Raw genomic sequence first — 25297 nt, forward strand, 5'->3', positions numbered from 1 at the left:
TGCGATCTCTCGTAAGCGGGAGGCGAATTCTACAGCGTTACACGCTGCTGTCAACACCTCTTTTTCAACTTCCTGCTGGCTTCGATGAACTGAAGCAACTTGCTGCCGAAAACTACTTAACTCGTTGTTTACCAAGGAGTTTTCCGTTTCGACTGCGCCGGAAGTGGGGCGAATTATAGAGAGATATAATTCGCCGTCAACCCCTAATCGAAGACTTATTCGGATTTGAGCGTAATACGCGCAAATGCCTTCTTTCCAGCCTGACAAACGTGAGTAGCGCCCAGCTCGTATATAAAGGTGCGATCAACCACCTCACCATCTATACGCACACCACCCGAACCGAGCAGGTCACGCGCCACCGCAGAGTTCTTCACCAACCCCGCCTTATTAAGGACAGCCGCGATCGGCATCGCCTCAGCCGCAGTCAATTCGATCTCCGGCAGGTCGTCCGGCAACTCGCCATCCTTCATGCGATTGCCCGCAGCACGGTGAGCGTTGGCCGCAGCCTCTTCACCATGAAAGCGAGCCACGATCTCTTCGGCCAGCTTGATCTTCACATCACGCGGGTTGGCACCCGCTTCCACATCAGCACGCAACGCATTGATCTCATCCATTGAGCGAAAGCTCAACAATTCGAAGTAACGCCACATCAACGAATCCGGAATGGAAACCAGCTTGCCGTACATCACGCCCGGCGCTTCCTGGATACCCACATAGTTACCCAGCGATTTGGACATCTTCTTGACGCCGTCCAACCCCTCCAGCAACGGCATGGTCAAAATGCACTGCGCTTCCTGACCATATGCACGCTGCAGCTCACGCCCCATCAGCAGGTTGAACTTCTGATCCGTCCCGCCCAGCTCAACATCCGCACGCAAAGCCACCGAGTCATACCCCTGAACCAACGGGTAAAGAAACTCATGGATCGCAATCGGCTGATTGGTGGAGTAGCGCTTGTCGAAGTCATCACGTTCAAGCATGCGCGCGACGGTGTACTGCGACGTCAGGCGAATGAAATCAGCCGGCCCCATCTGGTCCATCCAGGTGGAGTTGAAGGCCACCTCGGTTTTGGCAGGATCAAGGATTTTGAACACCTGAGTCTTGTAGGTTTCGGCATTGTCGAGAACCTGCTCGCGTGTCAGCGGCGGGCGCGTTGCGCTCTTGCCGCTCGGGTCGCCGATCATCCCGGTGAAGTCACCGATAAGGAATATGACCTGATGCCCCAGCTCTTGGAACTGACGCAGCTTATTAATAAGCACGGTGTGACCAAGGTGCAGGTCCGGCGCGGTAGGGTCAAAGCCTGCCTTGATACGCAGGGGCTGGCCACGCTTGAGCTTTTCTATCAGCTCGGCCTCGACCAACAGTTCTTCCGCACCACGTTTTATCAGCGCTAGCTGCTCTTCAACCGACTTCATAACAGACCCGCAAGGCTCAGATTCAAAAGGGAACCAACCATACAAGATCAGGGACTAATTACAAGTTTTGCCCTGCGCACGGACACCATTGAGCAAGCCCAGCGTTCGCGAGCTTGCGCCACAGATGATTTGGTTATATTTTATACAGTTATTTCATCTTCATCATGTCATTCATCTTTTCCATTTCATCTTCAAAGTCAAAATACTTATGACCACTGAACCGTCTAAAGCGCCACCGCTTTACCCGAAGACCCACCTGCTCGCCGCAAGTGGTATCGCCGCCCTTCTCAGCCTGGCACTCCTGGTATTCCCTTCCAGTGACGTAGAAGCCAAACGAACATCCCTAAGCCTTGACCTGGAAAGCCCCGTTGAGCAACTGACACAAGATCAAGACGCTTCCGACGCGCAACAAGCCACAAGTACCCCTTCCGAGTCTCCGTTCGCGCAGATTGAAAACACTCCGGAAGAGACTCAGAACGCCGCTCAGGACAAGCCCGCGACCGTCGCGACCAAGAACGCTCAGCATCGCGAAGTGATCGTGAGCAAAGGTGACACACTGTCAACACTGTTCGAAAAGGTCGGTTTGCCTGCCGCCACTGTCAATGACGTCCTCGCCACCGATAAGCAAGCCAGGCAATTCACCCAGCTCAAACATGGCCAGAAGCTTGAATTCGAACTGACGCCCGACGGCCAACTGAATAACCTGCACACCACTATCAGCGACCTGGAAAGCATCAGCCTGAGCAAGGGCGCCAAAGGGTTTGCCTTCAATCGCATCACCACCAAGCCGGTCATGCGCTCCGCCTACGTACATGGCGTAATCAATAGCTCGCTGTCGCAATCCGCCGCCCGTGCGGGCCTGTCCCACAGCATGACCATGGACATGGCCAGCGTGTTTGGCTACGACATCGACTTCGCCCAGGACATACGCCAGGGTGACGAATTCGATGTGATCTACGAGCAGAAAGTTGCCAATGGCAAAGTAGTCGGCACCGGCAACATTCTCTCTGCGCGCTTCACAAACCGTGGCAAGACTTACACCGCAGTGCGCTACACCAACAAACAGGGCAACAGCAGCTACTACACGGCTGATGGCAATAGCATGCGCAAGGCGTTCATCCGTACACCGGTGGACTTCGCTCGTATTAGCTCGCGCTTCTCGATGGGTCGCAAGCATCCAATTCTGAACAAAATTCGCGCCCACAAAGGTGTCGACTATGCCGCTCCGCGTGGCACGCCAATCAAGGCAGCCGGCGACGGCAAGGTTCTCTTGGCCGGGCGTCGCGGTGGTTACGGCAATACGGTGATCATTCAGCACGGCAATACCTACCGCACGCTATATGGGCACATGCAAGGGTTCGCCAAGGGCGTGAAAACCGGTGGTAACGTGAAGCAGGGCCAAGTGATCGGTTATATCGGCACAACTGGCCTGTCCACCGGGCCGCACTTGCACTATGAGTTCCAGGTCAACGGTGTACACGTTGATCCGCTGGGCCAGAAGCTGCCAATGGCCGACCCGATCGCCAAGGCAGAGCGCGCGCGCTTCATGCAGCAAAGCCAACCACTGATGGCCCGCATGGATCAGGAACGCTCGACCCTGCTGGCTTCGGCGAAGCGTTAAGGTATGCCGCGCTATATAGGTGTGATGTCCGGGACCAGCCTCGATGGCCTGGATATCGCCCTCATCGAACAGGATTCGGCGCCCAGTTTGATTGCCACCCACTACATTCCTATGCCTGCCACCCTAGGCGCCGAGCTGCTTGGCCTGTGCGCCAGCGGCCCGGATGAGATAGCCCGCTCGGCAATCGCCCAGCAGTCCTGGGTGACGCTCGCCGCTCAAGGCATCCACGCCTTGCTGGATCAGCAAAACCTCACCCCCCACGATATCCGTGCGATTGGCAGCCATGGGCAGACCATCCGCCATGAGCCCGCCCGGGGCTTTACGGTACAGATCGGCAATCCGGCACTGCTCGCCGAGCTGACGGGCATCACTGTGGTCAGCGACTTCCGCAGCCGTGATGTAGCCGCAGGCGGCCAGGGCGCGCCTTTGGTACCCGCCTTTCACGAGGCGCTGTTCGGTGAACGTACTGGCAAGCGTGCCGTGTTGAATGTCGGCGGTTTCAGCAATCTGAGCCTGATAGAAACCGGCAACCCTGTATCCGGCTTTGACTGCGGCCCGGGTAATGTCTTGCTGGACGCATGGATTAACCATGAACGAGGCGAGCACTTTGATCGTGACGGGCAATGGGCAGCCAGCGGCAAGGTTCAGCCGCAGTTACTCAACACGCTGCTCGGCGATCCATTTTTCGCGACCAAAGGCCCGAAGAGTACCGGACGAGAAGTTTTCAACCTGGGTTGGCTGCAGCACCACCTCAACGGGCAGCCAGCGATTCTTCCTCAGGATGTGCAAGCCACATTGCTGGAGCTGACCGCCCTGACCATCGTCGAGTCCCTGCAAAGCGCTCAACACCAGACCGAAACCCTGCTGGTCTGCGGCGGTGGCGCTCATAACGGGACGCTGATGAATCGACTGGCTGCACTGCTACCGTCCACCCAGGTCAGTAGCACAGCAAGCTATGGCGTAGACCCGGACTGGGTGGAAGCCATGGCCTTCGCCTGGCTGGCCCATTGCTGCCTGGAAGGCATCGCCGCGAACCGCCCGAGCGTCACCGGTGCTCGCGGGCTGCGCGTGCTGGGCGCGATCTACCCCGCCTGATCCCCAGACAGCACAACGCCGCTTGGCCGATCAAAGCCAAGCGGCGTTTTTTTATCGTGCAGACCAGGCGTTCGGTCAGATCGAGAACGAAGACCCGCAGCCACAGGTAGTCGTGGCGTTGGGGTTCTTGATCACGAAACGCGACCCTTCCAGCCCTTCCTGATAATCCACTTCAGCACCCGCCAGGTACTGGAAACTCATCGGGTCCACCACCAGGCTCACGCCCTCGCGCTCAACGATGGTGTCATCATCGGCCACATCTTCATCGAAGGTAAAACCGTACTGAAACCCTGAACAACCGCCGCCCGTAACGAATACGCGCAGCTTCAAGCGATCATTACCCTCTTCATCGACCAGGCTCTTCACCTTGTGCGCAGCACCGTGGGTGAATTGCAAAGCCGTGGGGGTGAAGGATTCAACGCTCATGCTGATAATCTCCCGGCGTAGCGCCGTCATATGCGTAATGGCGAGCATTATCCGCTTCTCCTAGAAAAGCGGTCAACTATTATGCGGGGCAGCGGCAAGCTTCAAGCCTTAAGCTACAAGCTTGCCGCGGACAACTTGAAGCTTGCAGCTGCTTTTAAGGCAGCATACCTGCGTGGGACAGGCCGAGCTTCTCATCCAGGCCAAACAGAATGTTCATATTCTGCACCGCCTGGCCCGAGGCGCCCTTGACCAGGTTATCGATCACCGACAGCACCACGACCAGGTCGCCATCCTGCGGGCGATGCACCGCGATCCGGCAGACGTTGGCGCCGCGCACGCTACGAGTTTCCGGATGGCTGCCTGCTGGCATCACGTCGACGAACGGCTCATTGGCATAACGCTTTTCGAACAATGCCTGCAGATCCACCGAACGTTCGACAACCGTTGCGTACAACGTGGAGTGAATCCCACGGATCATCGGCGTCAGGTGCGGGACGAAGGTCAGGCCCACGTCCTTACCCGCAGCGCGGCGCAGCCCCTGACGGATCTCAGGCAAATGACGATGCCCTTTGACCGCATAGGCCTTCATGCTCTCCGCCGTCTCGGAATACAGCGAGCCTACCGCGGCACCACGACCGGCGCCGCTGACACCCGACTTGCAGTCCGCGATCAAACGCGAGGGGTCCGCCAGGCCTGCTTCCAGCAACGGCAGGAAACCCAACTGAGTGGCCGTCGGATAGCAACCTGGCACCGCAATCAGGCGTGCCTGCCTGATCTGCTCACGATTGACTTCCGGCAAGCCGTACACCGCTTCTTCCAGCAACTCTGGCGCGCCGTGAGGCTGGCCGTACCATTTGGCCCACTCATCGGCATCCTGCAGGCGGAAGTCAGCGGACAGATCGATCACCTTGGTGCCCGCCGCCAGCAGTTCACCGGCCAGTGCGTGCGCTACCCCGTGAGGCGTGGCGAAGAACACCACATCACAGGCACCCAAGGTCTTGATGTCCGGCACGCTGAAGGCCAGGCCGTCGTAATGGCCTCGCAGGTTCGGGTACATATCGGCCACGGCCAGGCCCGCTTCGGAGCGTGAAGTGATGACCACCACCTCAGCCTGCGGATGCTGAGCCAACAGACGCAGCAATTCGACACCGGTGTAACCCGTGCCGCCGACGATACCGACCTTGACCATAAACCTGCCCTCAACGAACCCACTGGAAAGCCGTCGATAATAGGGGCCGCATCGTCCTGCGACAACCGCCAACGTGACGTACGGGCGCCTGAACTACTACTATCTTCGCTACCGTGAACCTGGGAATAACTAAAAATGCTTTATTTATGGGTCAAAGCCTTCCATATCGTCAGCATCGTCTGCTGGTTTGCCGGGCTGTTCTACCTGCCACGCCTGTTTGTCTACCACGCCCAAAGCGAAGACACCGTCAGCAAGGAGCGCTTCAGTGTCATGGAGCGCAAGCTGTACCGCGGCATTATGGGCCCGGCGATGGTTGCCACACTGGTCTTCGGCATCTGGTTGCTGATACTCAACCCCGGCATGTTCCAATCAGGCGCGTGGATTCACGCCAAGCTCACTCTGGTGGTTCTGCTGATCGGTTACCACCACATGTGCGGTGCGCAGGTAAAACGCTTCGCCCGTGGCGAGAACAGCCGCAGCCATGTCTTTTATCGCTGGTTCAATGAAGTACCGGTTCTGATATTGCTGGCAATCGTAATTCTGGTCGTGGTCAAACCGTTTTAACTTCAATTACTCGGGGGAACCTTCAATGTCGCTGCCCGCCCTGCTTGAACAACGTCTGCGCCTGCCCGTGGTGGCTGCGCCAATGTTCCTGATCTCCAACCCGCAACTGGTGCTGGCCTGCTGCCGCAACGGGGTGGTCGGCAGCTTCCCGGCACTCAACCAGCGCGAAAGCAGCGGCTTCAAGGCCTGGCTGGAGGAAATCGAAGCAGGCCTGGCGCAGTTGGATAATCCCGCCCCTTATGCCGTCAACCTGATCGTGCACAACAGCAACCCACGACTGGAAGCCGACCTGGCCATCTGCGTCGAGCACAAAGTGCCCATCGTCATCACCAGCCTAGGTGCCGTGAAAGAGTTGGTCGATGCCGTGCATAGCTACGGTGGCCTGGTGTTTCACGATGTAACCACCCGTCGCCATGCCGAAAAAGCCGCTGAAGCGGGCGTCGATGGGTTGATCGCGGTCGCCGCCGGCGCAGGGGGTCACGCCGGCACCTGGAGTCCCTTTGCGCTGATTGCCGAGATACGCCAGTTCTTCGACAAAACCCTGCTGCTCGCCGGCTGTCTCAACCACGGTCGGGAAATTCTCGCCGCGCAACTGCTCGGCGCGGACCTGGCGTATCTCGGCACACGCTTTATCGGTACCACCGAAAGCCATGCACCGGATGCGTATAAAGAGATGCTGCTCACAGCGCGCGCCGCCGACATCGTGCACACTCCGGCTGTTTCCGGCGTGCCTGCAAGCTTCATGCGCCAGAGCCTGGAAAATGCCGGCTTTGATCTCGCTGCCCTTCAAGGAAAAGGTGAGGTCAACTTCGGCTCCAAGCTCAAACCGTTGAGCGATGAGGCCAAAGCATGGAAGACTGTATGGTCTGCCGGCCAAGGCGTCGGTGAGATCAATGATTTACCCGGCGTGGATGAACTCGTCGCACGCCTGGGCGCGCAATACCGCCAGGCACGCGAAAACGCAGCACAATTGCGCTGGCCACGTTGACCCAGATGCCAGGCCTGCCAAGTGAGCCGGCCTGCACAACCTCCCTGAAACAAGTGCCAAGGATGCCCGCATGAGCGACAACCGTTTCAAGATCGTGTTTGATGGAACCTTGCTCCCGGGTGTCGAAAGCACCACGGCCAAGCTGAACCTGGCCGAGCTGTTCAAGAGCGACGTCGAAGCCATTGAGAAACTCTTCACCGGCCGCCCGGTCGCGCTCAAACGCGACCTCTCGCGTCCGGACGCCGAAACCTACCTCACCGCGTTGAAAAACGCAGGGGTCGACGCGCGCATCGAAGCCGAACAACCCGTAGCGTTCAACCTTGCCGAAGCCCACGAAACAGGCTCCTCTGCCTCGGACTATTCAAACTCCGCTGCATCGCCTTATGCACCACCACGCGCCGCCGTCGGCGATGACTTGCCGGAGTACTCCACGCTCAAGGTCTTCACTATCCACGGGCGTATCGGCCGCCTGCGCTATCTCGCCTGGACGCTCGCACTGACCGTCGCGATGCTGGTAGCTGGCGGGATCATCAGTACCGTGGGTTTCGCCGTGGCCACTGCTTCGCCGACGGTCGCGATCATTCTCGGCTCGTTGCTGGGCTTCGCGCTGTTTGTCGCACTCGTGGTCGTCAGCGTGCAAATCGGCGTGCAGCGCCTGCACGACCTGGGCTGGTCTGGCTGGCTGTACCTGCTGAACCTGGTTCCGCTGGTGAACAGTGTTTTCCCTCTGCTGCTGCTGGTACTGCCGGGCAACACCGGCGCCAACCAGTACGGTGCACCTCCACCGCGCAACTCCACCGCGGTTAAAATCCTCGCGTCGTTGTGGCTGGCGTTCATCCCATTGATGCTCATCGTGGTGGTAACCCTGGGCATGAACGGCTACCTGGATCAGCTCGAAGCCAACATGGGCAGCGGCTATGAAAACAGCTCCATCACCACCGATGAAGATGCCGACCAAAGCGTCATCGTTGAGGAAGAAGCAGCGCAAAGTGCTGACGACGCGGCCGAACCTGTAGACTCTCCAGAACAGTGAAGAAACGCCCGCCGCCTGTGATGCCTCTGTCACAGGCCCGGCGGCGTTGCGATGGAGAAAGGCATGACCCGTTACGCTCTGATCACCGGTGCCTCCAGCGGCATCGGCCTGGCCTTGGCCGAGGCCCTGGCTCGACGTGGCCGCAGCTTGATTCTGGTGGCCCGCCAGCGTGATCAGTTGGAAAGCATTGCAACCGAACTGACTCAACGTTTCGGCGTCGAGGTGCTGTTCCGTGCCTGTGACCTGGGCGAGCCGCTGCGGTTGTCGGGCTTTTTGCTGGAACTCGAAGAGGGTGAGCGACAGATCGACCTGCTGGTCAACTGCGCCGGTATCGGCACCAGTGGGCCGTTCCTGGCCCAGGACTGGATGACCGAGCAGGACCTGATCGAAGTCAACATTCTCGCCCTGACCCGCATGTGTCACGCCTTGGGCAATGCCATGGCGCTGCATGGCGGCGGGCAGATTCTCAACGTCGCCTCGATTGCCGCCTTCCAGCCGGGCCCGTGGATGAGCAGTTACTACGCGAGCAAAGCCTATGTACTGCATTTTTCCGAAGGCCTGCGCGAGGAGCTCAAGACTTGTGGCATCAAGGTTTCGGTGCTCTGCCCAGGGCCCACGCGCACCGCTTTCTTCGGCACCGCGCAAATGGACACTGCAAAACTCGACCGCAGCCAGCAGTTGATGAGCCCAGAAGAAGTCGCGCTCTTCACCGTGCGTGCGCTGGAGAAGAACAAGGCGATCATCATTCCGGGGCGTCGCAATCGCTGGCTCGCCTTCAGCCCGCGCTTTAGCCCACGCTGGCTTACCCGAAAAATTGCCGGTGCGATCAATAAGGCCTATTGCCCACGTTGAGCACCCCAGTACACTCACCCTCTCGTTCACCATGGAGAAACAGCTGTGGATACTCTGTTCACCAAGATCATCAATCGAGAAATACCTGCGAACATCATCTATGAAGATGACCAGGTACTGGCTTTTCACGATATCGCCCCGCAGGCGCCGGTGCATTTTCTGGTCATCCCGAAAAAGCCCATTCGCACCCTCAACGACCTGACCGAGGACGATAAAGCCCTGGCTGGCCATATTCTGTTCACCGCCCAACGCCTGGCGGTGGAGCAAGGCTGCGAGAAAGGCTTTCGCGTGGTGATGAACTGCAACGAAGACGGCGGGCAAACCGTGTACCACATCCATATGCACGTGCTGGGTCAGCGCCAGATGAACTGGCCGCCGGGCTGAGTGCACCGGGGCAAATTGACTCAGCGCAAACGCGCCGTCCTCTCTTGCGGTAAACTGGCCGCCGAGATTCTTTCCGGAGGTCAGCATGACTACCCAACGTCACTACTCGCCGATTGACCGTCTGTTGCTGCAAGCCGACATGGCCATGCGTACGCTGCTGCCATTCAGCGGCCAACCGTACCGCCCGTCACCCGCCATCGTGCAGCCGGACGCACAGATGAGCGAGAGCGAGACCCGCCACGTGGCCGGCCTGATGCGTATCAACCATACCGGCGAAGTCTGTGCCCAGGCGTTGTATCAGGGCCAGGCCCTGACCGCCAAATTGCCGCAGATACGCGCAGCGATGGAGCATGCGGCCGAGGAAGAGATCGACCACCTGGCCTGGTGCGAACAACGCATTCGCCAGTTGGGCAGTCATCCCAGCGTGCTGAACCCACTGTTTTATGGCTTGTCGTTCGGGATTGGCGCCGCTGCCGGCCTGATCAGTGACAAGGTCAGCCTGGGTTTTGTCGCGGCCACTGAGCATCAGGTGTGCAAGCACCTGGACGAACACCTTGAACAACTGCCGGCGGAGGACGAAAAATCCCGAGCCATTCTCGAGCAGATGCGCATCGACGAAGAGCATCACGCAGAAAGCGCGCTGGATGCCGGCGGCTTTCGCTTCCCTGCGCCAGTGAGGTTCGGCATGAGCATGCTGGCCAAGGTCATGACCAAAAGCACCTACAGAATGTGAAGCATGAAGATCGTTCCCACACAGAGCCTGGGAACGCTCATCTGATCCAGAAAAAAGGGCGCTATCAAAGCGCCCTTCTTTTTGCCCGTCGATCGACGATCAACCCAACTCGATAATTTCGTAATCATGGGTGATGGCTACACCGGCCGCGCCGAGCATGATCGAGGCCGAACAGTACTTCTCTGCCGACAGCTCGATGGCACGCTTGACCTGCGCCTCCTTCAGCGCCCGACCCTTGACCACAAAATGCATATGGATCCTGGTAAACACCTTGGGATCTTCAGTGGCGCGCTCGGCCTCCAGAAAGGCTTCGCAGCTTTCCACGGCTTGACGGGATTTTTTCAGGATACTCACCACGTCGAAATTGCTGCAACCGCCGACACCCAGCAGCAGCATTTCCATCGGGCGTACACCCAGGTTGCGGCCACCGGCTTCCGGCGGGCCGTCCATGACCACCACATGGCCACTGCCCGACTCACCGAGGAACATGGCTTCGCCCGCCCATTGGATGCGTGCCTTCATCGCCCAGACTCCACTGCTAAAAAAGGGTCGCCAGCTTAGCACAGGGCCTCAGGACGGCCGTGCGCTGCATGAAAATGATCAATAACCGCGTTTGCCGGTGAAATACGTTAATCGAGTCAGAATGTGTCTGGTAAGCTGGCGCCAAATCAATGGCGCATTGCCATCCTTTGTACAGCGTGCATCAATGCCAGCATCGCTGATAAAAACAAATCCAACCCCATCGCGCAGTCTTTCGGGATACAACCATGGTTGCTCTTACTCCCACACCCAAGATCAAGAACCTCGACAAGCTGCTGATGCATTGCCAGCGCCGGCGTCATCCGGCCAAGCACAACATCATCTGCGCGGGCGAGCGCTCCGAAACACTGTTCTTCATTATCAAGGGCTCGGTCACTATCCTGATCGAGGACGAAGACGGTCGCGAGATGATCATTGCCTACCTCAACACCGGGGATTTCTTTGGCGAACTGGGACTGTTCGAGCAGGCGGGCAAGGAGCAGCAGCGCAGCGCCTGGGTGCGCACCAAGGTGGAATGCGAAGTGGCCGAGATCAGCTACACGAAATTTCGCGAACTGGCCCAACAGGATCCGGACATTCTGTATGCCTTGAGCGGTCAGATTGCCCAACGCCTGCGGGATACCACGCGCAAGGTCGGCGACCTGGCATTCTTCGATGTGACCGGACGTGTCGCTCGCTGCCTGCTGGAGCTGTGCAAGCAACCTGACGCCATGACCCACCCCGATGGAATGCAGATCAAAGTCACACGCCAGGAAATCGGGCGCATCGTGGGCTGTTCACGGGAAATGGTGGGGCGCGTGCTCAAGGATCTGGAAGAGCGCAACCTGGTGCACGTCAAAGGCAAGACGATGGTGGTATTCGGAACCCGTTAACCGGGCAGCAAGCCCGCCAACATCTGACGGTACAAGGTGTCGAGCCGGGTGATCGCGTCCGGCGCGGTGAAGACCTCGTGCAGTGCGATATGACTCTCGGCCCGCACCCGCTGCTCAAGGCCACAGGCTTCATTGAAACGATTGACCGCCATGATCAACTCATCGCGATCGTTGTCCAGCAATAAAGCACCGTGCACCAAGCCCACCGGGCGGCCACCGCTCTGCCGCCAACGCTGGGCCGTGCCGACCATTTTTCGGCCGTTGAGATTGACGTTGTAACGACCGTCGCAGAACGCGCCGTCGATTTCGCCAACGGATGCGTCGCCGCCCAACTCGATCAACACATCACAAATCGGCTGGCACAACCGTTGGTAGCCGGTTTCGATGCGCCCTTGATCACCTTCACTGCGCGGGGGCGCGTAGACCAGGGCGATATTGACCGTAGCGGCGGACTGCGGTACCGGCTCACCGCCGGTTTCGCGCAACAACACCGGCCAACCGGCGTCTGCCGAGACTTGGCTGGCGGCCTCAAAGGCCGGTAATCGGCTCAAACGGCGCGGCATGACCAACGCTTGGTCGCTGGGTTGCCAGAACAACAGTCCGAATGCCTGCTCTCCCGCACAAACGGCGGCCAGCAGCGCTTGTTCGGCTGCAAGCCCTGCTTCTACAGTCATTGAAACCGGCTTGGTCATCAACATTTACCTACCTGAAGGAGCACAAGACCAATGTGGGAGGGGGCTTGCCCCCGATAGCGGTGCATCAGCTGCGAATCAGCCAACTGAACCACCGCTATCGGGAACAAGCCCCCTCCCACACTTTTACTGCATGTCAAAAACATACCGACTGCGCTGGAATCAATCCAGGGTCGAACCGCTGACCGACACGCCACGCTCCGGGAAGAACAGACGCTGCAGTTCGGCCCCTGGGTTCTCGGCGCGCATGAACGTCTCGCCGACCAGGAACGAATACACTTCGCTGATCTCCATCAGCTCCACATCGGCGCGGTTGACGATGCCGCTCTCTGTGATCACCAGGCGATCACGCGGGATACGCGGCAGCAGATCGAGGGTAGTTTCCAGACTGACGTCGAAGGTATGCAGGTTACGGTTATTGACTCCCACCAGCGGGGTGTCGAGGATGTTGAGTGCGCGTTCCAGCTCATCACCGTCGTGCACTTCGACCAATACATCCAGGCCGACACCCTTGGCCACAGCCGCCAGCTCGGCCATCTTCACGTCATCCAGGGCGGAAACGATCAGCAGCACACAGTCGGCACCCAGGGCGCGGGCTTCGACGATCTGGTAGGGATCAACCATGAAGTCCTTGCGGATCACCGGCAACTTGCACGCGGCGCGTGCCTGCTGCAGGAACACGTCGGAACCCTGGAAGTAATCGATATCGGTCAGTACGGACAGGCATGTCGCCCCACCCTTTTCATAACTGACGGCGATTTCATGTGGCACGAAGTGCTCGCGGATAACGCCTTTGCTCGGGGATGCCTTCTTGATCTCAGCGATCACAGCCGGCTGCTTGAGCTTGGCCTGGGCAATCAAGGCATTGGCAAAGCCGCGCGGAGCATCGGCAGCCTTTGCTTGGGTTTCCAATTCAGCCAGACTCACACGGGCACGGCGCTCGGCAACTTCTTGAGCCTTGCGCGCCAGGATTTTTTCCAGAACGGTCGGAACACTCATGCTTCATTCTCCATCTTGAATACGGCGGTGAATGCTCCGAGTTCTTCGAGTTTCTCGCGAGCCAGACCGGTGTGCAGTGCATCGTGGGCCAAGGCCACACCTTCCTTAAGACTATAGGCATGGTCCGCTGCGTAAAGTGCCGCGCCAGCATTGAGCACAATCATTTCCGCGGCTTTTTGACCGTTCTCAGTCTTGCGTCGCCCCAATGCATCGCGAATCAATTCCAGCGACGCCGCCGGGCTTTCCACCGCCAGGCCGTGCAAGCTCTGGCTCTTCATGCCCAGGTCCTCAGGCTCGACCCAGTATTCAGTGACCTGGTCGTTCTTCAACTCTGCCACGAAGGTCGGTGCGGCCAGGCTGAATTCATCCAGGCCATCTTTGGAGTGCACCACCAGCACATGCTTGCTGCCCAGGCGCTGCAGCACTTCAGCCAACGGCCGGCACAACGCCTGGCTGAAGACACCGACGACCTGATGTTTCACACCGGCCGGATTCGTAAGCGGGCCGAGCATATTGAACAGGGTACGCAGGCCGAGGTCCTTGCGCGGGCCGGCGGCGTGTTTCATCGCGCCGTGGTGGGACTGGGCAAACATGAAGCCAATGCCGACGCTGTCGATGCAGCGCGCCACCTGGACCGGCGTCAGGTTCAGGTAGATACCGGCTGCTTCCAGCAGGTCGGCGCTGCCACTTTTGCCGGACACCGCGCGGTTGCCGTGCTTGGCCACGGTGCAACCCGCTGCCGCGACCACGAACGAGGATGCCGTCGATACGTTGAAGATGTTCGCACCGTCGCCGCCGGTGCCAACCACATCGACCACGCCGTCGAGGGTCTTGAGTTCGACCTTGTCCGCCAGTTCACGCATCACCGACACGGCGCCAACGATTTCGTCGATGCTTTCGCTCTTCATGCGCATGGCCATCATAAAGGCACCGATCTGTGCGTCGGAGCACTGACCGGTCATGATCTCGCGCATCACATCGCTCATTTCAGCGGTGCTCAGGTCCAGGTGGCCGACGATACGACCCAGGGCAGTCTTGATATCCATGGAAAGTCCTTAGCGCGTGCCGCCGCTCTGCTTGAGAAAATTGGCGAACAGCTCGTAGCCCTGCTCGGTCAGGATCGATTCAGGGTGAAACTGCACCCCTTCGATATTCAATGTCTTGTGGCGCAACCCCATGATCTCGTCGACCGAGCCGTCCTCCAGCTGGGTCCAGGCCGTCAGTTCCAGGCACTCGGGCAGGCTTTCGCGCTTGACCACCAGGGAATGGTAACGGGTCACGGTCACCGGATTGTTCAGGGCCTGGAATACTCCCAGATCCCTGTGAAATACCGGGCTGGTCTTGCCGTGCATCACCTGGCGCGCGCGCACCACATCGCCGCCAAAGGCCTGGCCAATGGACTGGTGCCCCAGGCACACGCCCAGAATCGGCAGCTTGCCGGCGAAATACTGGATGGTTTCCAGGGAGATGCCCGCTTCGGTCGGCGTGCACGGGCCGGGCGATACCACGATGCGCTCAGGGTTCAGCGCGGCAATCTGGGCGACTGTCAGCTCGTCGTTGCGCACCACCTTGACCTCGGCACCCAGCTCGCCCAGGTACTGCACAACGTTGTAGGTAAAGGAATCGTAGTTATCAATCATCAGCAACATGTGGGTTCAAACCTCTTGAATTCACTGATTTCAAATGACCGCCTTCAAAGCGTTTGGCCCGCTGCCAGACGCACGTTCCGGTTGCCGGGTGAGTGGCAAGGGGCGTCAAACAGGGTGAAGAAGGCAAATCGGTACAGGTCCGGCCAGGCCGGCAGAGAAAAATGTCAGGCGCGCCAACGCCAACGGGCGTGTGCCTTGACTACTCGCATCAAGAGTCTGCTGATGATCAACACGGGGAGGGTCTCATTCATACGTCCAGGCACAGTAACGTAGCCTCGCCAACGGTGCAATATGGCGCCGCAAATACGGGCTGCGCTCAAGGCGATGCCCACAGCAAAATTCGGTTTTGCGCTATAGAAAACGCTCGATACTTTGCTAGTGTTTCGGTTCCGACACAAAAACAACTCAATGGAATTTTCCATGCTCAGAACTCCGTTCTTCGCGCCCCTGGCCGCCGGCTTGCTTTCCCTGGCTTGTGCACAGGCTCATGCAGCATCGTCACCCTATTCAACGATGGTGGTATTCGGTGACAGCCTGGCCGATGCCGGCCAGTTTCCCGACGGCAGTGCCGGATCGACCCTGCGCTTCACCAACCGTTCCGGGCCGACGTTCCAGGGAGACTATGGTCTGGTTTCTTCGACGCTGCTCGGCGCGAAGCTGGGTGTAGCGCCAAGCGACCTGAATGCCTCCACCTCACCGGTGCGCGCGATCCAGGGCTTGCCGGACGGAAACAACTGGGCGGTCGGCGGCTACCGTACCGACAATATCCTCGACTCCATCACCAACGTCTCCAACGCTGCGATCCCACCCGGCAATGCCGGGGGCGGCACGGTGCTGCGCAGTCGACAGGGTTACCTGCCGGCAAACGGCGGGCTGGCCGATCCGAATGCGCTGTACTTTCTGTCCGGTGGAGGCAATGATTTCCTCCAGGGTCGCGTACTCAGCCCCGCTCAAGCGGTCGCCGCCGGCGGGCGATTGGCCGACAGTGCCCAAGCCCTGCAACAAGCCGGTGCGCGTTACATCATGGTATGGATGTTGCCCGACATCGGCCTGACGCCGGCCGTCAACGGCACGCCGCAGCAGGCAGCGACGTCGGCCCTGAGCGCTGTTTTCAACCAGTCCCTGGTACAGCGCCTGTCGCAGATCGATGCGCAGGTCATCCCGCTGAACATTCCATTGTTATTGAATGAAGCCTTCGCCAATCCGGCCCGCTTCGGCCTCGCCACCGGGCAAAACCTCACGGGCACCTGCTTCAGTGGCAACAGTTGCACCGCCAATCCGGTGTACGGCATCGGTGGCACCAACCCGGACCCGACCAAGCTGATCTATAACGACTCGGTCCACCCGACCATAGCCGGGCAACAGCTGATCGCCGACTACGCCTATTCGCTGCTCGCCGCGCCGTGGGAAATCACGCTGCTGCCGGAAATGGCCCAGGGCACATTGCGCGCCCATCAGGATGAGTTGCGCAATCAATGGCAGGCAGACACCGGCCACTGGCAAGCCGTCGGCCAATGGCGAGCGATCGTGGCAGCCGGTGGCCAACGGCTGGATTTCGACGACCAGAACAGCTCGGCAAGCGGCGATGGCAGCGGTTATAACCTCAATATCGGCGGCAGCTACCGACTCAACGAAGCCTGGCGCGTAGGTGTCGCCGCAGGCCTGTACCGCCAGACACTGGAAGCCGGCGCCAGCGATTCGGATTACAAGCTCAACAGCTACATGGGCACCGCGTTTGCCCAGTATCAGCACAATCACTGGTGGGCCGATGCCGCCTTGACCGGCGGCAAACTGGACTTCGACAACCTCAAGCGCAAGTTCGCCCTGGGCGTCAGCGAAGGGTCGGAGAAAGGTGACACCGATGGCTGGCTCTGGGCCTTGAGCGGCCGCGTGGGCTACGACATCGCTGCGCCCGGCAGCGACTGGCACCTGTCGCCCTTCATCAGCGCCGACTACGCGCGCGTTGAAGTGAACGGCTACTCGGAGAAAGATAGCCGCTCCACCGCCCTGACCTTTGATGACCAGCAGCGCGACTCCAAGCGCCTTGGCGTCGGCTTGCAAGGCAGCTACCGCATCACCCCGCAGACCCAGGTGTTTGGGGAAGTGGCTCATGAGCATGAGTTCGAGAACGACACGCAGAAGGTCAACATCGCGCTCAACAGCGTGCAGGGGATCGACTTCAAGCTGGACGGGTACACGCCGCGCAGCAATTCGGATCGCTTGAGCCTGGGTGTCAGCCACAAGCTGACGCAGGAGCTGGCGTTGCGGGCGGCGTATAACCTGAGGAAGGACGACAACCTGACCCAGCAAGGGGTCAGTGTCGGGGTGAGCCTGGATTTCTAACGACAGCACAATGAAGGTCTAATGTGGGAGGGGCGGTGCGACGATTCGACTTGCCCCCGATAGCAATGTGTCAGCCAGTGCATCATGACCTGAAAGACCGCTATCGGGAGCAAGTCGAATCGTCGCACCGCCCCTCCCACAGTTTGATCTACATTTGGCTTTAGTCCTGCGGGGTCTGCTCCGCCAACGCCACCGCCCGGAACATCGCCCGGCGCTTGTTCAGGGTTTCTTCCCATTCCAGGGCCGGCACCGAATCAGCCACAATGCCACCACCGGCCTGCACATGCAGTTCGCCATCCTTGATCACTGCCGTACGGATCGCAATCGCAGTGTCCATGTTGCCGTTCCAGGCGAAATACCCCACGGCGCCGCCATAGACGCCCCGCTTGACCGGCTCCAGCTCGTCGATGATTTCCATCGCGCGAATCTTCGGCGCGCCCGACAAGGTACCGGCCGGCAGAATGGCGCGCAGTGCGTCCATCGCGGTCAATCCGGCTTTCAGTTCCCCGGTGACGTTGGACACGATGTGCATCACATTGGAGTAGCGTTCGATGACCATCTTCTCGGTCAACTTCACCGAGCCGATTTCCGAGACACGCCCCGTGTCATTACGCCCCAGATCAATCAACATCAGGTGTTCGGCGATTTCCTTGTCGTCGCTCAACAGGTCTTCTTCCAGCGCCAGGTCCGCTTCTTCGGTGGCGCCCCGCGGGCGCGTACCGGCGATGGGGCGCACGGTGATCAGGTTGTCTTCGACGCGCACCAGCACTTCCGGTGAACTGCCCACCACGTGGAAATCACCGAAGTTGAAGAAGTACATGTACGGCGTCGGGTTGAAGCAACGCAGCGCTCGGTACAGGTCAATCGGCGCCGCCTTGAAATCGATGGACATCCGTTGCGACGGCACCACCTGCATGCAGTCACCGGCGAGGATGTATTCCTTGATGGTGTCCACCGCGCGTTCGTAGTCCGCCTGAGTGAAGCTGGAGCGAAACACCGGATCTGCGGCAGGCGGACGGCCGAGGTCCAGGCCACGACGCGGCGTGATCGGTTGGCGCAGCTTGTCCAGCAATGCTTCGAGACTGGCCTGGCCTTGTTCGTAAGCATCCGCCTGGGACGGGTCGGCCAACACAATCGCGTGCATCTTGCCGGCGAGGTTGTCGAACACCACGACCGCATCGGAGACCATCAGCAGGATGTCCGGCACGCCCAGCGGGTCCGGGTTCGGACATTTACCCAGGCGCTGCTCCACATAGCGCACGCAGTCATAACCGAAATACCCCACCAGGCCGCCGTTGAAACGCGGAAGGCCGGCAATGGTCGGCACGTTGTAGCGCGCCTTGAAGACCTCGACGAAGGCCAGGGGGTCGTCTACGTCATGGCTTTCGATCTCGACGCCATCATGAGTGATGCTCACATGATGGTCGTGAACCCGCAGTACCGTGCGGCACGGCAGGCCGATGATCGAATAACGGCCCCACTTCTCGCCGCCCTGTACCGACTCCAGCAGATACGAGTTCGGCTCGTCGGCCAGTTTCAGGTAGATCGACAGCGGCGTGTCGAAGTCGGCCAGGGTTTCGCGGGCCATCGGGATACGGTTGTAGCCGGCAGCGGCCAAACGCAGGAATTCTTCGCGGATCATCAGGTGCCTCGTGGTGTGAGGGTCAATCGGTCAGGTAGGCAAACGTGCCGCAAAAAGCGGCCAGGATCAGTCAGGCGCGCCAACGCCAGCGGGCCAGGGCCTTGATGACTTTCATCCAGAGTTTGCGAGTGACCACCACGATGGGATTTCCAGAAGGAGACGGATCAATATCGGGCAACGTTATCTCAGCGCCCGCGCCCAGGCAACCGGGGATTAACAGACGCAGGTCGTCAATCACCAGCGCCGGCGATTCTTCGGCAATCGGCCGGCCATGGTTGTAGCCGTAACTCAAGGCCACGCACTGCACCCCTGCGGCTTTTGCCGCCAATACATCGCTGCGCGAATCGCCCACGAACAACGATTGGGACGCCGGGATATTCGCCATTTTCATCACGAAGAACAGCGCCGCCGGGTCGGGTTTTTTCTGCGGCAGGGTATCGCCGCCGATGATCCAGCGAAAATATCGGCCGATCTTCATCTGGTCCAACAGCGGTGCGACGAAGCGCTCCGGCTTGTTGGTAATCAAGGCCATTTCCACGCCCTGCTTGCTCAACCATTTGAGGGTGTCACGCACGCCGGGATACACCACCGTCAGTTCGTGGCTGCTTTCATAGGCGGCATTGAACAACTCCAGGGCATGTTCGGCCTCGACCTCATCCACACCGCTGGCGTCGATATTACCGGCCAGCGCCCGGCGCACCAGCATCGGCGCGCCGTTGCCGACCCATTCGCGAACCGCCTCGAGCCCCGCAGGCTTGCGCCCCAGTTTGAGCAGCATCTGGTCCACCGCCGCCGCCAGGTCGGGCACCGAGTCGATCAAGGTACCGTCCAGATCGAACATCACCAGCCGTGGCAATTTGCCGGGGAACAGCTGCTCAAAGCCGCTCATGGACGCGCCAGCGCCAGTTCGGCGTGCATCTTGGCGATCACTTCCTGGTAATCCGGGGCATTGAAGATCGCCGAACCGGCCACGAACGTATCAGCCCCCGCGGCAGCGATCTGGCGAATATTGTTGACGTTGACCCCACCGTCGATTTCCAGGCGGATATCGCGGCCCGACGCATCGATCAGCGCCCGCGCTTCGCGCAGTTTGTTCAGGGTGCCGGGGATGAACTTCTGCCCGCCAAAGCCCGGGTTGACGCTCATCAACAGCACCATGTCGACCTTGTCCATCACGTATTCCAGCACACTCAACGGTGTGGCCGGGTTGAACACCAGGCCCGCCTTGCAGCCGCCTTCGCGGATCAGTTGCAGGGTACGGTCGACGTGCAGCGTGGCTTCCGGATGGAACGTGATGTAGGTCGCACCGGCGTCGATGAAGTCGCCGACAATGCGGTCCACCGGGCTGACCATCAGGTGTGCGTCGATCGGCGCGGTAATCCCGTACTTGCGCAACGCTGCGCAGACCATCGGGCCGATGGTCAGGTTGGGCACGTAGTGGTTGTCCATGACGTCGAAGTGCACGAAGTCGGCGCCGGCGGCCAACACCTTGTCCACTTCTTCGCCCAGGCGGGCGAAGTCGGCGGAGAGAATCGATGGAGCAATGACGAAGGGCTGCATGACGCACCTTTTTTGAGCTAAATCACGATGGCGCGCATTGTATACCTCAGCTTTGCCCTGCGCACCGTGACCTCACTCAACGATTAATATGCCGCCCGGTAGATTTTTTCGATATCGGCCGCGCTGAGCTGGCGCGGATTATTGCGCATCAGGCGCTCGATGCCCGCCGCTTCGGTGGCCATCGCCGGGATAGCCTCCTCAGGCACGCCGAAACTGCGCAGGCCGGCAGGGATCTCGACGGCGGCGCACAGTCGCGTCATCGCCTCGACAGCCTGATCGGCGGCATCATTCACGCTCAGCCCGCTGACATTCACGCCCATGGCCTGCGCGATGTCGCGCATCCGTTCGACACAGGCCAGCTTGTTCCAGTGCATCACATAGGGCAGCAACAGGGCGTTGCTCACGCCGTGGGCGATGTTGAACCGGCCGCCCAACGGATACGCCAGTGCATGCACTGCGCCCACGCCCGCGTTGCCGAAGGCCATGCCGGCCATCAGGCTGGCGGTGGCCATGTCGTCACGGGCCTGCAAGTTGGCCGGGTTGGCGTAAGCCTTGGGCAGTGCGCCAGCAATCAGCTTGATCGCGCCAATCGCCAGGGCATCGGTGATCGGTGAGGCGTTCAGCGACAGGTAGGACTCAATTGCATGCACCAGCGCGTCGACACCACTGGCGGCGGTGACGCTGCGGGGGCAAGTGAGGGTCATTTGCGGGCTGATCAGCGCCACATCCGGCAGCAGGTAATCGCTGACGATGCCTTTTTTCAGCTGGGCGACCTTGTCCGAGAGGATTGCCACGTTGGTCACTTCCGAGCCGGTGCCCGCCGTGGTGGGAATGGCGATCAACGGTGGGCCCTTGCGCGGTACCTGGTCAACACCGAACAAATCCGCCAGGGCGCCGTGGTAACCGGCGTAAGCGGCCACGCTCTTTGCGATGTCGATGGCACTGCCGCCGCCCACGCCGATCAGGCCATCGTGCCCGCCATCGCGGTAGGCCTGCATGCAGTCTTCGACAATGGCGATTTCCGGGTCGGGCAGCACGCGGTCGAAAATTTCATAAGGGCGCCCGCCCAAGTGCTCGAGCGCCAGCGCGACCGTGCCGGACTTGACCAGCACGGCATCGGTGACGATCAACGGGTTATCCACATCCAGGCGGGTGAGTTCGGTGGCGAGCTGTTCGATGGCGCCAGCGCCGGTGAGCAGTTTATGGGCGATCTTGAATGAGGAAGTACTCATGTGCGCGGCCTCTTATTGAGAGATGGGCTGGCACAAGAGTAGCTCGGGATTTTGGGTTGCCCAGCATTCAGCAACTGAATGGTCATTATCTGAGTGAACACAAAACCAATGTGGGAGGGGGCTTGCCCCCGATAGCAGTGTATCAGCCAGCACATCTGAGACTGATACACCGCTATCGGGGGCAAGCCCCCTCCCACATTTTGCTCTGTTCGAGGCTTCAGACCTGGGCAGTACGCAGCTTTTCGCCGCGTCCGCGCAGCCATTCAAGCGTCAGCAACAGCACCACTGAAAACCCAATCAGCAACGTCGCCGCCGCCGCAATCGTCGGGCTGAGGTTTTCACGGATGCCGCTGAACATCTGCCTGGGCAAGGTAGCTTGCTCCGGCCCGGCGAGAAACAATGTCACCACCACTTCGTCGAACGAGGTGGCGAATGCAAACAGCGCACCGGAAATTACCCCTGGCGCGATCAGCGGCAAGGTCACCCGGCGAAACGCGGTCAACGGTGACGCGCCCAGGCTGGCCGCCGCCCGCACCAGATTGTGGTTGAACCCCTGCAAGGTCGCCGACACGGTAATGATCACAAACGGCACACCCAGCACCGCGTGCACCACAATCAACGAGAAGAAGCTGTTACCCAGCCCCAGCGGGGCAAAGAACAGGTAACTGGCCACGCCGATAATCACCACCGGCACCACCATCGGCGAAATCACCAGGGCCATCACCAATGCCTTGCCGGGGAAGTTGCCGCGCGTCAGGCCAATCGCCGCCAGCGTGCCGAACACCATCGCCAGCACCGTGGCCGCCGGGGCGACGATGAGGCTGTTGCGCAGGGCGCGCATCCATTCGGCCGACGCGAAAAAGTCCTGATACCACTGCAGCGAAAAGCCCTGCAACGGGTACACCAGGAAACTGCCGCTGTTGAACGACAGCGGGATGATCACCAGTACTGGCAGGATCAGGAACAGCAGGATCAGGCCGCACAGAATCCGCAGGCTGTAGAACCACAGCCGCTCCACCGGTGACCTATATGGGCTCAGCATTGCAAGGTCTCCTCAGCTCAGGCGCAGGCGACTGGCGCCCACCAGCCGGTTGTAGATCAGGTACAGCAGCACCGTCGCCAGCAGCAGCAAGCCGCCCAACGCCGTGGCCATGCCCCAGTTGATGCTGGTGTTGGTATAGAAGGCCACGAAGTAGCTGACCATCTGGTCGTTCGGGCTGCCCAGCAAGGCCGGGGTGATGTAGTAACCAATCGCCAGGATGAACACCAACAGGCAGCCGGCACCGACACCGGCGTAGGTCTGCGGGAAGTACACGCGCCAGAAGCTGGCGAAGGGGTGACAGCCCAGGGAAATCGCCGCACGCATGTAAGTTGGCGAAATGCCCTTCATCACGCTGTAGATCGGCAGAATCATGAACGGCAGCAGGATATGCACCATGGAGATGTACACACCGGTACGGTTGAATACCAACTCCAGTGGCGTATCGATCAGGCCCATGCCCATCAGGGCGCTGTTGATCAGGCCGCCGGATTGCAGCAGTACGATCCACGCCGCCACCCGCACCAGGATCGAGGTCCAGAACGGCAGCAATACCAGGATCATCAGCAGGTTGCTTTTACGCGCCGGCAGGTTGGCCAGCAGGTACGCCAGGGGATAGGCCAGCAGCAGACAGATCAAAGTGATGACCAGGCCCATCCAGAATGTTCGGGCGAAGATATCCAGATAGATCGCCTGGTCGGGTGTGGCCGGCGCGATTTCGCCCAGGTCGTCGATGCGGTGATCGACGGCCGCCAGCAGGTAGTAAGGCGTCAGGCTGCTGGTATTGCGTCGGATCGCCTGCCAGTACGCCGGGTCGCCCCAGCGTTCGTCGAGGGTTTCCAGCGCAGCTTTATAAGAGGCCGGCGCGTCGGTGAACGGCAGCGCCCGCGCGGTTTTGGTCAGCAGGCTGCGATAGCCGGCCAGTTCCATGTTCAAGCGTTTGGACAGATCGCCCAGGGTCTGGTTTTTGCGCGCTTCGCCCAGGTCTTCACTGAGCGCCTGGTACACCGGCTCGCCAGGCAAGCCACGACCGTCCCAGGCCGTCACTGCCACCACCGTGCGCGGCAAGCCTGCCACCACTTCCGGGTTTCCGACGCTTTTGTAGAGCAGCGCAACAATGGGCACCAGGAACACCAGCAGCAAAAACAGCACCAGCGGCGCAATCAAGGCCTGGGCTTTCCAGCGATTGAGCCGCTCGGCACGGGCCAGGCGCTGCTTGAGGGTGGGAATGGCTACTGCCATGACTGAACTCCGGATCTTGAAGATAAATGCAGATCCCCTGTGGGAGGGGGCTTGCCCCCGATGGCGGTGGATCAGTCAAATCAGCCGTCGTCTGACACACCGTCATCGGGGGCAAGCCCCCTCCCACATGGATTATTTAGCGGCCCAGGAATTGAAGCGCTGCTCGAGCTGCTCGCCGTTATCAGCCCAGAAGCTCACATCGATCTGCACCTGGTTGGCGATATTTTCCGGGGTGGTCGGCATGTCTTTGAGCACGTCTTTGGCCAGCAGCGGCACGGCCTGGGTGTTGGCCGGGCCGTAGGCGATGTTTTCCGAATAGATCTTCTGCTGTTGCGGCTGCACCGAGAAGGCGATGAATTTCTTCGCCGCTTCGGCGCGGTCCTTGGCCAGGCCCTTTGGAATAGCCCAGGCGTCGAAGTCGTAGATGCCGCCGTTCCACACCACTTTGAGGTTGCTTTCTTTCTGCACGGCGGCGATCCGGCCGTTGTAGGCCGAGCTCATCACTACGTCGCCCGAGGCGAGGTATTGCGGCGGCTGTGCACCGGCTTCCCACCACTGGATCGACGGTTTGAGTTCGTCGAGTTTCTTGAACGCACGGTCCTGGCCATCTTTGCCGGCCAGCACTTTATAGACGTCCTTGGGCGCTACACCGTCGGCCATCAGCGCGAATTCCAGGGTGTATTTGGCGCCTTTGCGCAGGCCGCGCTTGCCGGGGAATTTCTTGGTGTCCCAGAAATCCGCCCAGCTGGTCGGTGCACTGGCGAGTTTGTCGGCGTTGTAGGCCAGCACGGTCGACCACACAAAGAAGCCCACGCCGCAGGGCTGGATCGCGCCTTTGACGTAGTCGGCGGGGTTGCCGAACAGTTTCGGGTCCAGGGGCTCGAACATGTCTTCGTCGCAGCCACGGGACAGTTCCGGCGACTCCACTTCCACCAGGTCCCAGGACACGCTCTTGGTGTCGACCATGGCTTTGACCTTGGCCATCTCACCGTTGTATTCACCGGCGATGATCTTGCCGTTGCCCGCGCTTTCCCACGGGGCATAGAAGGCCTTGACCTGGGCCGCCTTGTTCGCGCCGCCAAAGGAAACGACAGTCAGGTCCGGGCCTGCCATGGCCTGTGTCGCGCCCATCAAGCCGATAGCCAGGGCCGAATACTTAAGGGATCTCAACATTGTTGTGCTCTCCA

General features: G+C 60.0%; 25 protein-coding genes. 10 read left to right on the forward strand and 15 right to left on the reverse strand.

All coding sequences use genetic code 11. The features are described 5' to 3' along the window. Nucleotides 1–215: 215 nt before the first annotated feature. Nucleotides 216–1415: a tyrosine--tRNA ligase gene (gene tyrS / locus BFQ04_RS11240; RefSeq protein ID WP_065950887.1), complete on the reverse strand. Its 1200-nt coding sequence runs from the start codon at nucleotides 1413–1415 to the stop codon at nucleotides 216–218. A gap of 208 nt (nucleotides 1416–1623) precedes the next feature. On the opposite strand from tyrS, the gene BFQ04_RS11245 reads away from it, so the two are divergent. Then, nucleotides 1624–3036 (forward strand): peptidoglycan DD-metalloendopeptidase family protein, encoded by a 1413-nt coding sequence (locus BFQ04_RS11245; protein ID WP_065950888.1) that lies wholly within the window; start codon nucleotides 1624–1626, stop codon nucleotides 3034–3036. A 3-nt stretch (nucleotides 3037–3039) separates the two neighbouring features. Then, nucleotides 3040–4131, forward strand: coding sequence for an anhydro-N-acetylmuramic acid kinase (locus BFQ04_RS11250; RefSeq protein ID WP_065950889.1), 1092 nt, complete (start codon nucleotides 3040–3042; stop codon nucleotides 4129–4131). 75 nt (nucleotides 4132–4206) lie between these two features. Here BFQ04_RS11250 and erpA read toward each other — a convergent pair whose 3' ends face one another. Both erpA and argC read right to left on the reverse strand, forming a co-directional pair. Continuing rightward, complete coding sequence (gene erpA, locus BFQ04_RS11255) at nucleotides 4207–4557, reverse strand: iron-sulfur cluster insertion protein ErpA (RefSeq protein ID WP_003176443.1); 351 nt, start codon at nucleotides 4555–4557, stop codon at nucleotides 4207–4209. 154 nt (nucleotides 4558–4711) lie between these two features. Then, nucleotides 4712–5746: an N-acetyl-gamma-glutamyl-phosphate reductase gene (argC, locus tag BFQ04_RS11260; RefSeq protein WP_065950890.1), complete on the reverse strand. Its 1035-nt coding sequence runs from the start codon at nucleotides 5744–5746 to the stop codon at nucleotides 4712–4714. A gap of 135 nt (nucleotides 5747–5881) precedes the next feature. Here argC and hemJ point away from each other — a divergent pair, with 135 nt between their 5' ends. The 6 genes from hemJ (at nucleotide 5882) to coq7 (ending at nucleotide 10300) form a co-directional block, all read left to right on the forward strand. After that, the gene (gene hemJ, locus BFQ04_RS11265; protein ID WP_065950891.1) at nucleotides 5882–6310 is read left to right on the forward strand and encodes a protoporphyrinogen oxidase HemJ; all 429 of its coding nucleotides are present in this window, start codon (nucleotides 5882–5884) and stop codon (nucleotides 6308–6310) included. A 25-nt stretch (nucleotides 6311–6335) separates the two neighbouring features. Next, complete coding sequence (locus BFQ04_RS11270; protein ID WP_065950892.1) at nucleotides 6336–7298, forward strand: NAD(P)H-dependent flavin oxidoreductase; 963 nt, start codon at nucleotides 6336–6338, stop codon at nucleotides 7296–7298. Nucleotides 7299–7368: 70 nt separating this feature from the next. Beyond that, nucleotides 7369–8331, forward strand: a complete 963-nt coding sequence (locus BFQ04_RS11275; protein WP_065950893.1) for a DUF805 domain-containing protein — start codon at nucleotides 7369–7371, stop codon at nucleotides 8329–8331. Nucleotides 8332–8394: 63 nt separating this feature from the next. Further along, nucleotides 8395–9183, forward strand: a complete 789-nt coding sequence (locus BFQ04_RS11280) for an SDR family NAD(P)-dependent oxidoreductase (protein ID WP_065950894.1) — start codon at nucleotides 8395–8397, stop codon at nucleotides 9181–9183. Nucleotides 9184–9228: 45 nt separating this feature from the next. Then, the gene (locus tag BFQ04_RS11285) at nucleotides 9229–9567 is read left to right on the forward strand and encodes a histidine triad nucleotide-binding protein (RefSeq protein WP_065885529.1); all 339 of its coding nucleotides are present in this window, start codon (nucleotides 9229–9231) and stop codon (nucleotides 9565–9567) included. An 85-nt stretch (nucleotides 9568–9652) separates the two neighbouring features. Continuing rightward, nucleotides 9653–10300: a 2-polyprenyl-3-methyl-6-methoxy-1,4-benzoquinone monooxygenase gene (gene coq7 / locus BFQ04_RS11290; RefSeq protein WP_065950895.1), complete on the forward strand. Its 648-nt coding sequence runs from the start codon at nucleotides 9653–9655 to the stop codon at nucleotides 10298–10300. A 99-nt stretch (nucleotides 10301–10399) separates the two neighbouring features. Here coq7 and BFQ04_RS11295 read toward each other — a convergent pair whose 3' ends face one another. Further along, nucleotides 10400–10822 (reverse strand): OsmC family protein, encoded by a 423-nt coding sequence (locus BFQ04_RS11295; protein WP_003210947.1) that lies wholly within the window; start codon nucleotides 10820–10822, stop codon nucleotides 10400–10402. A 245-nt stretch (nucleotides 10823–11067) separates the two neighbouring features. Here BFQ04_RS11295 and crp point away from each other — a divergent pair, with 245 nt between their 5' ends. Beyond that, on the forward strand, nucleotides 11068–11712 hold the full coding sequence (crp, locus tag BFQ04_RS11300) for a cAMP-activated global transcriptional regulator CRP (RefSeq protein WP_057723693.1): 645 nt from the start codon (nucleotides 11068–11070) through the stop codon (nucleotides 11710–11712). On the opposite strand, the gene BFQ04_RS11305 is transcribed toward crp, so the two are convergent. From BFQ04_RS11305 to BFQ04_RS11320, 4 genes are all read right to left on the reverse strand, one after another. Next, nucleotides 11709–12404 (reverse strand): lipoate--protein ligase family protein, encoded by a 696-nt coding sequence (locus BFQ04_RS11305; RefSeq protein WP_065950949.1) that lies wholly within the window; start codon nucleotides 12402–12404, stop codon nucleotides 11709–11711. The genes crp and BFQ04_RS11305 overlap by 4 nt on opposite strands. A 162-nt stretch (nucleotides 12405–12566) precedes the next feature. Continuing rightward, nucleotides 12567–13403, reverse strand: a complete 837-nt coding sequence (trpC, locus tag BFQ04_RS11310) for an indole-3-glycerol phosphate synthase TrpC (RefSeq protein WP_065950896.1) — start codon at nucleotides 13401–13403, stop codon at nucleotides 12567–12569. Then, a complete protein-coding gene (gene trpD / locus BFQ04_RS11315; protein WP_057723690.1) occupies nucleotides 13400–14449 on the reverse strand; it encodes an anthranilate phosphoribosyltransferase in 1050 nt (349 codons plus the stop codon). The genes trpC and trpD overlap by 4 nt, the downstream gene beginning before the upstream one ends. A 9-nt stretch (nucleotides 14450–14458) precedes the next feature. Next, nucleotides 14459–15052: an aminodeoxychorismate/anthranilate synthase component II gene (locus tag BFQ04_RS11320; RefSeq protein ID WP_065950897.1), complete on the reverse strand. Its 594-nt coding sequence runs from the start codon at nucleotides 15050–15052 to the stop codon at nucleotides 14459–14461. 420 nt (nucleotides 15053–15472) lie between these two features. Between BFQ04_RS11320 and estP the strand changes: the two genes are divergently transcribed. Further along, on the forward strand, nucleotides 15473–17395 hold the full coding sequence (estP, locus tag BFQ04_RS11325; RefSeq protein ID WP_065950898.1) for an esterase EstP: 1923 nt from the start codon (nucleotides 15473–15475) through the stop codon (nucleotides 17393–17395). Between the two features lie 160 nt (nucleotides 17396–17555). Here the strand turns inward: estP and trpE are convergent, their stop codons facing one another. The 7 genes from trpE to BFQ04_RS11360 form a co-directional block, all read right to left on the reverse strand. Then, nucleotides 17556–19037, reverse strand: coding sequence for an anthranilate synthase component I (trpE, locus tag BFQ04_RS11330; protein WP_065950899.1), 1482 nt, complete (start codon nucleotides 19035–19037; stop codon nucleotides 17556–17558). 70 nt (nucleotides 19038–19107) lie between these two features. Further along, nucleotides 19108–19926, reverse strand: coding sequence for a phosphoglycolate phosphatase (locus BFQ04_RS11335; protein WP_065950900.1), 819 nt, complete (start codon nucleotides 19924–19926; stop codon nucleotides 19108–19110). After that, nucleotides 19923–20597 (reverse strand): ribulose-phosphate 3-epimerase, encoded by a 675-nt coding sequence (rpe, locus tag BFQ04_RS11340; RefSeq protein ID WP_065950901.1) that lies wholly within the window; start codon nucleotides 20595–20597, stop codon nucleotides 19923–19925. The genes BFQ04_RS11335 and rpe overlap by 4 nt, the downstream gene beginning before the upstream one ends. Nucleotides 20598–20680: 83 nt before the next feature. Continuing rightward, nucleotides 20681–21829 carry an iron-containing alcohol dehydrogenase gene (locus BFQ04_RS11345; protein WP_065950902.1) on the reverse strand — a complete coding sequence of 383 codons (1149 nt, stop codon included), beginning with the start codon at nucleotides 21827–21829 and terminating at the stop codon, nucleotides 20681–20683. A 217-nt stretch (nucleotides 21830–22046) separates the two neighbouring features. After that, entirely contained in the window at nucleotides 22047–22871 is an 825-nt protein-coding gene (locus tag BFQ04_RS11350; protein WP_065950903.1) for an ABC transporter permease, read from the reverse strand. Nucleotides 22872–22883: 12 nt separating this feature from the next. Continuing rightward, the gene (locus BFQ04_RS11355) at nucleotides 22884–24110 is read right to left on the reverse strand and encodes an ABC transporter permease (RefSeq protein WP_065950904.1); all 1227 of its coding nucleotides are present in this window, start codon (nucleotides 24108–24110) and stop codon (nucleotides 22884–22886) included. A 132-nt stretch (nucleotides 24111–24242) separates the two neighbouring features. Further along, nucleotides 24243–25283, reverse strand: coding sequence for an ABC transporter substrate-binding protein (locus BFQ04_RS11360; protein WP_065950905.1), 1041 nt, complete (start codon nucleotides 25281–25283; stop codon nucleotides 24243–24245). Nucleotides 25284–25297: the final 14 nt, after the last annotated feature.

This window comes from Pseudomonas sp. 37 R 15 (genome assembly GCF_900004865.1).
GTDB lineage: Bacteria > Pseudomonadota > Gammaproteobacteria > Pseudomonadales > Pseudomonadaceae > Aquipseudomonas > Aquipseudomonas fluorescens_AM.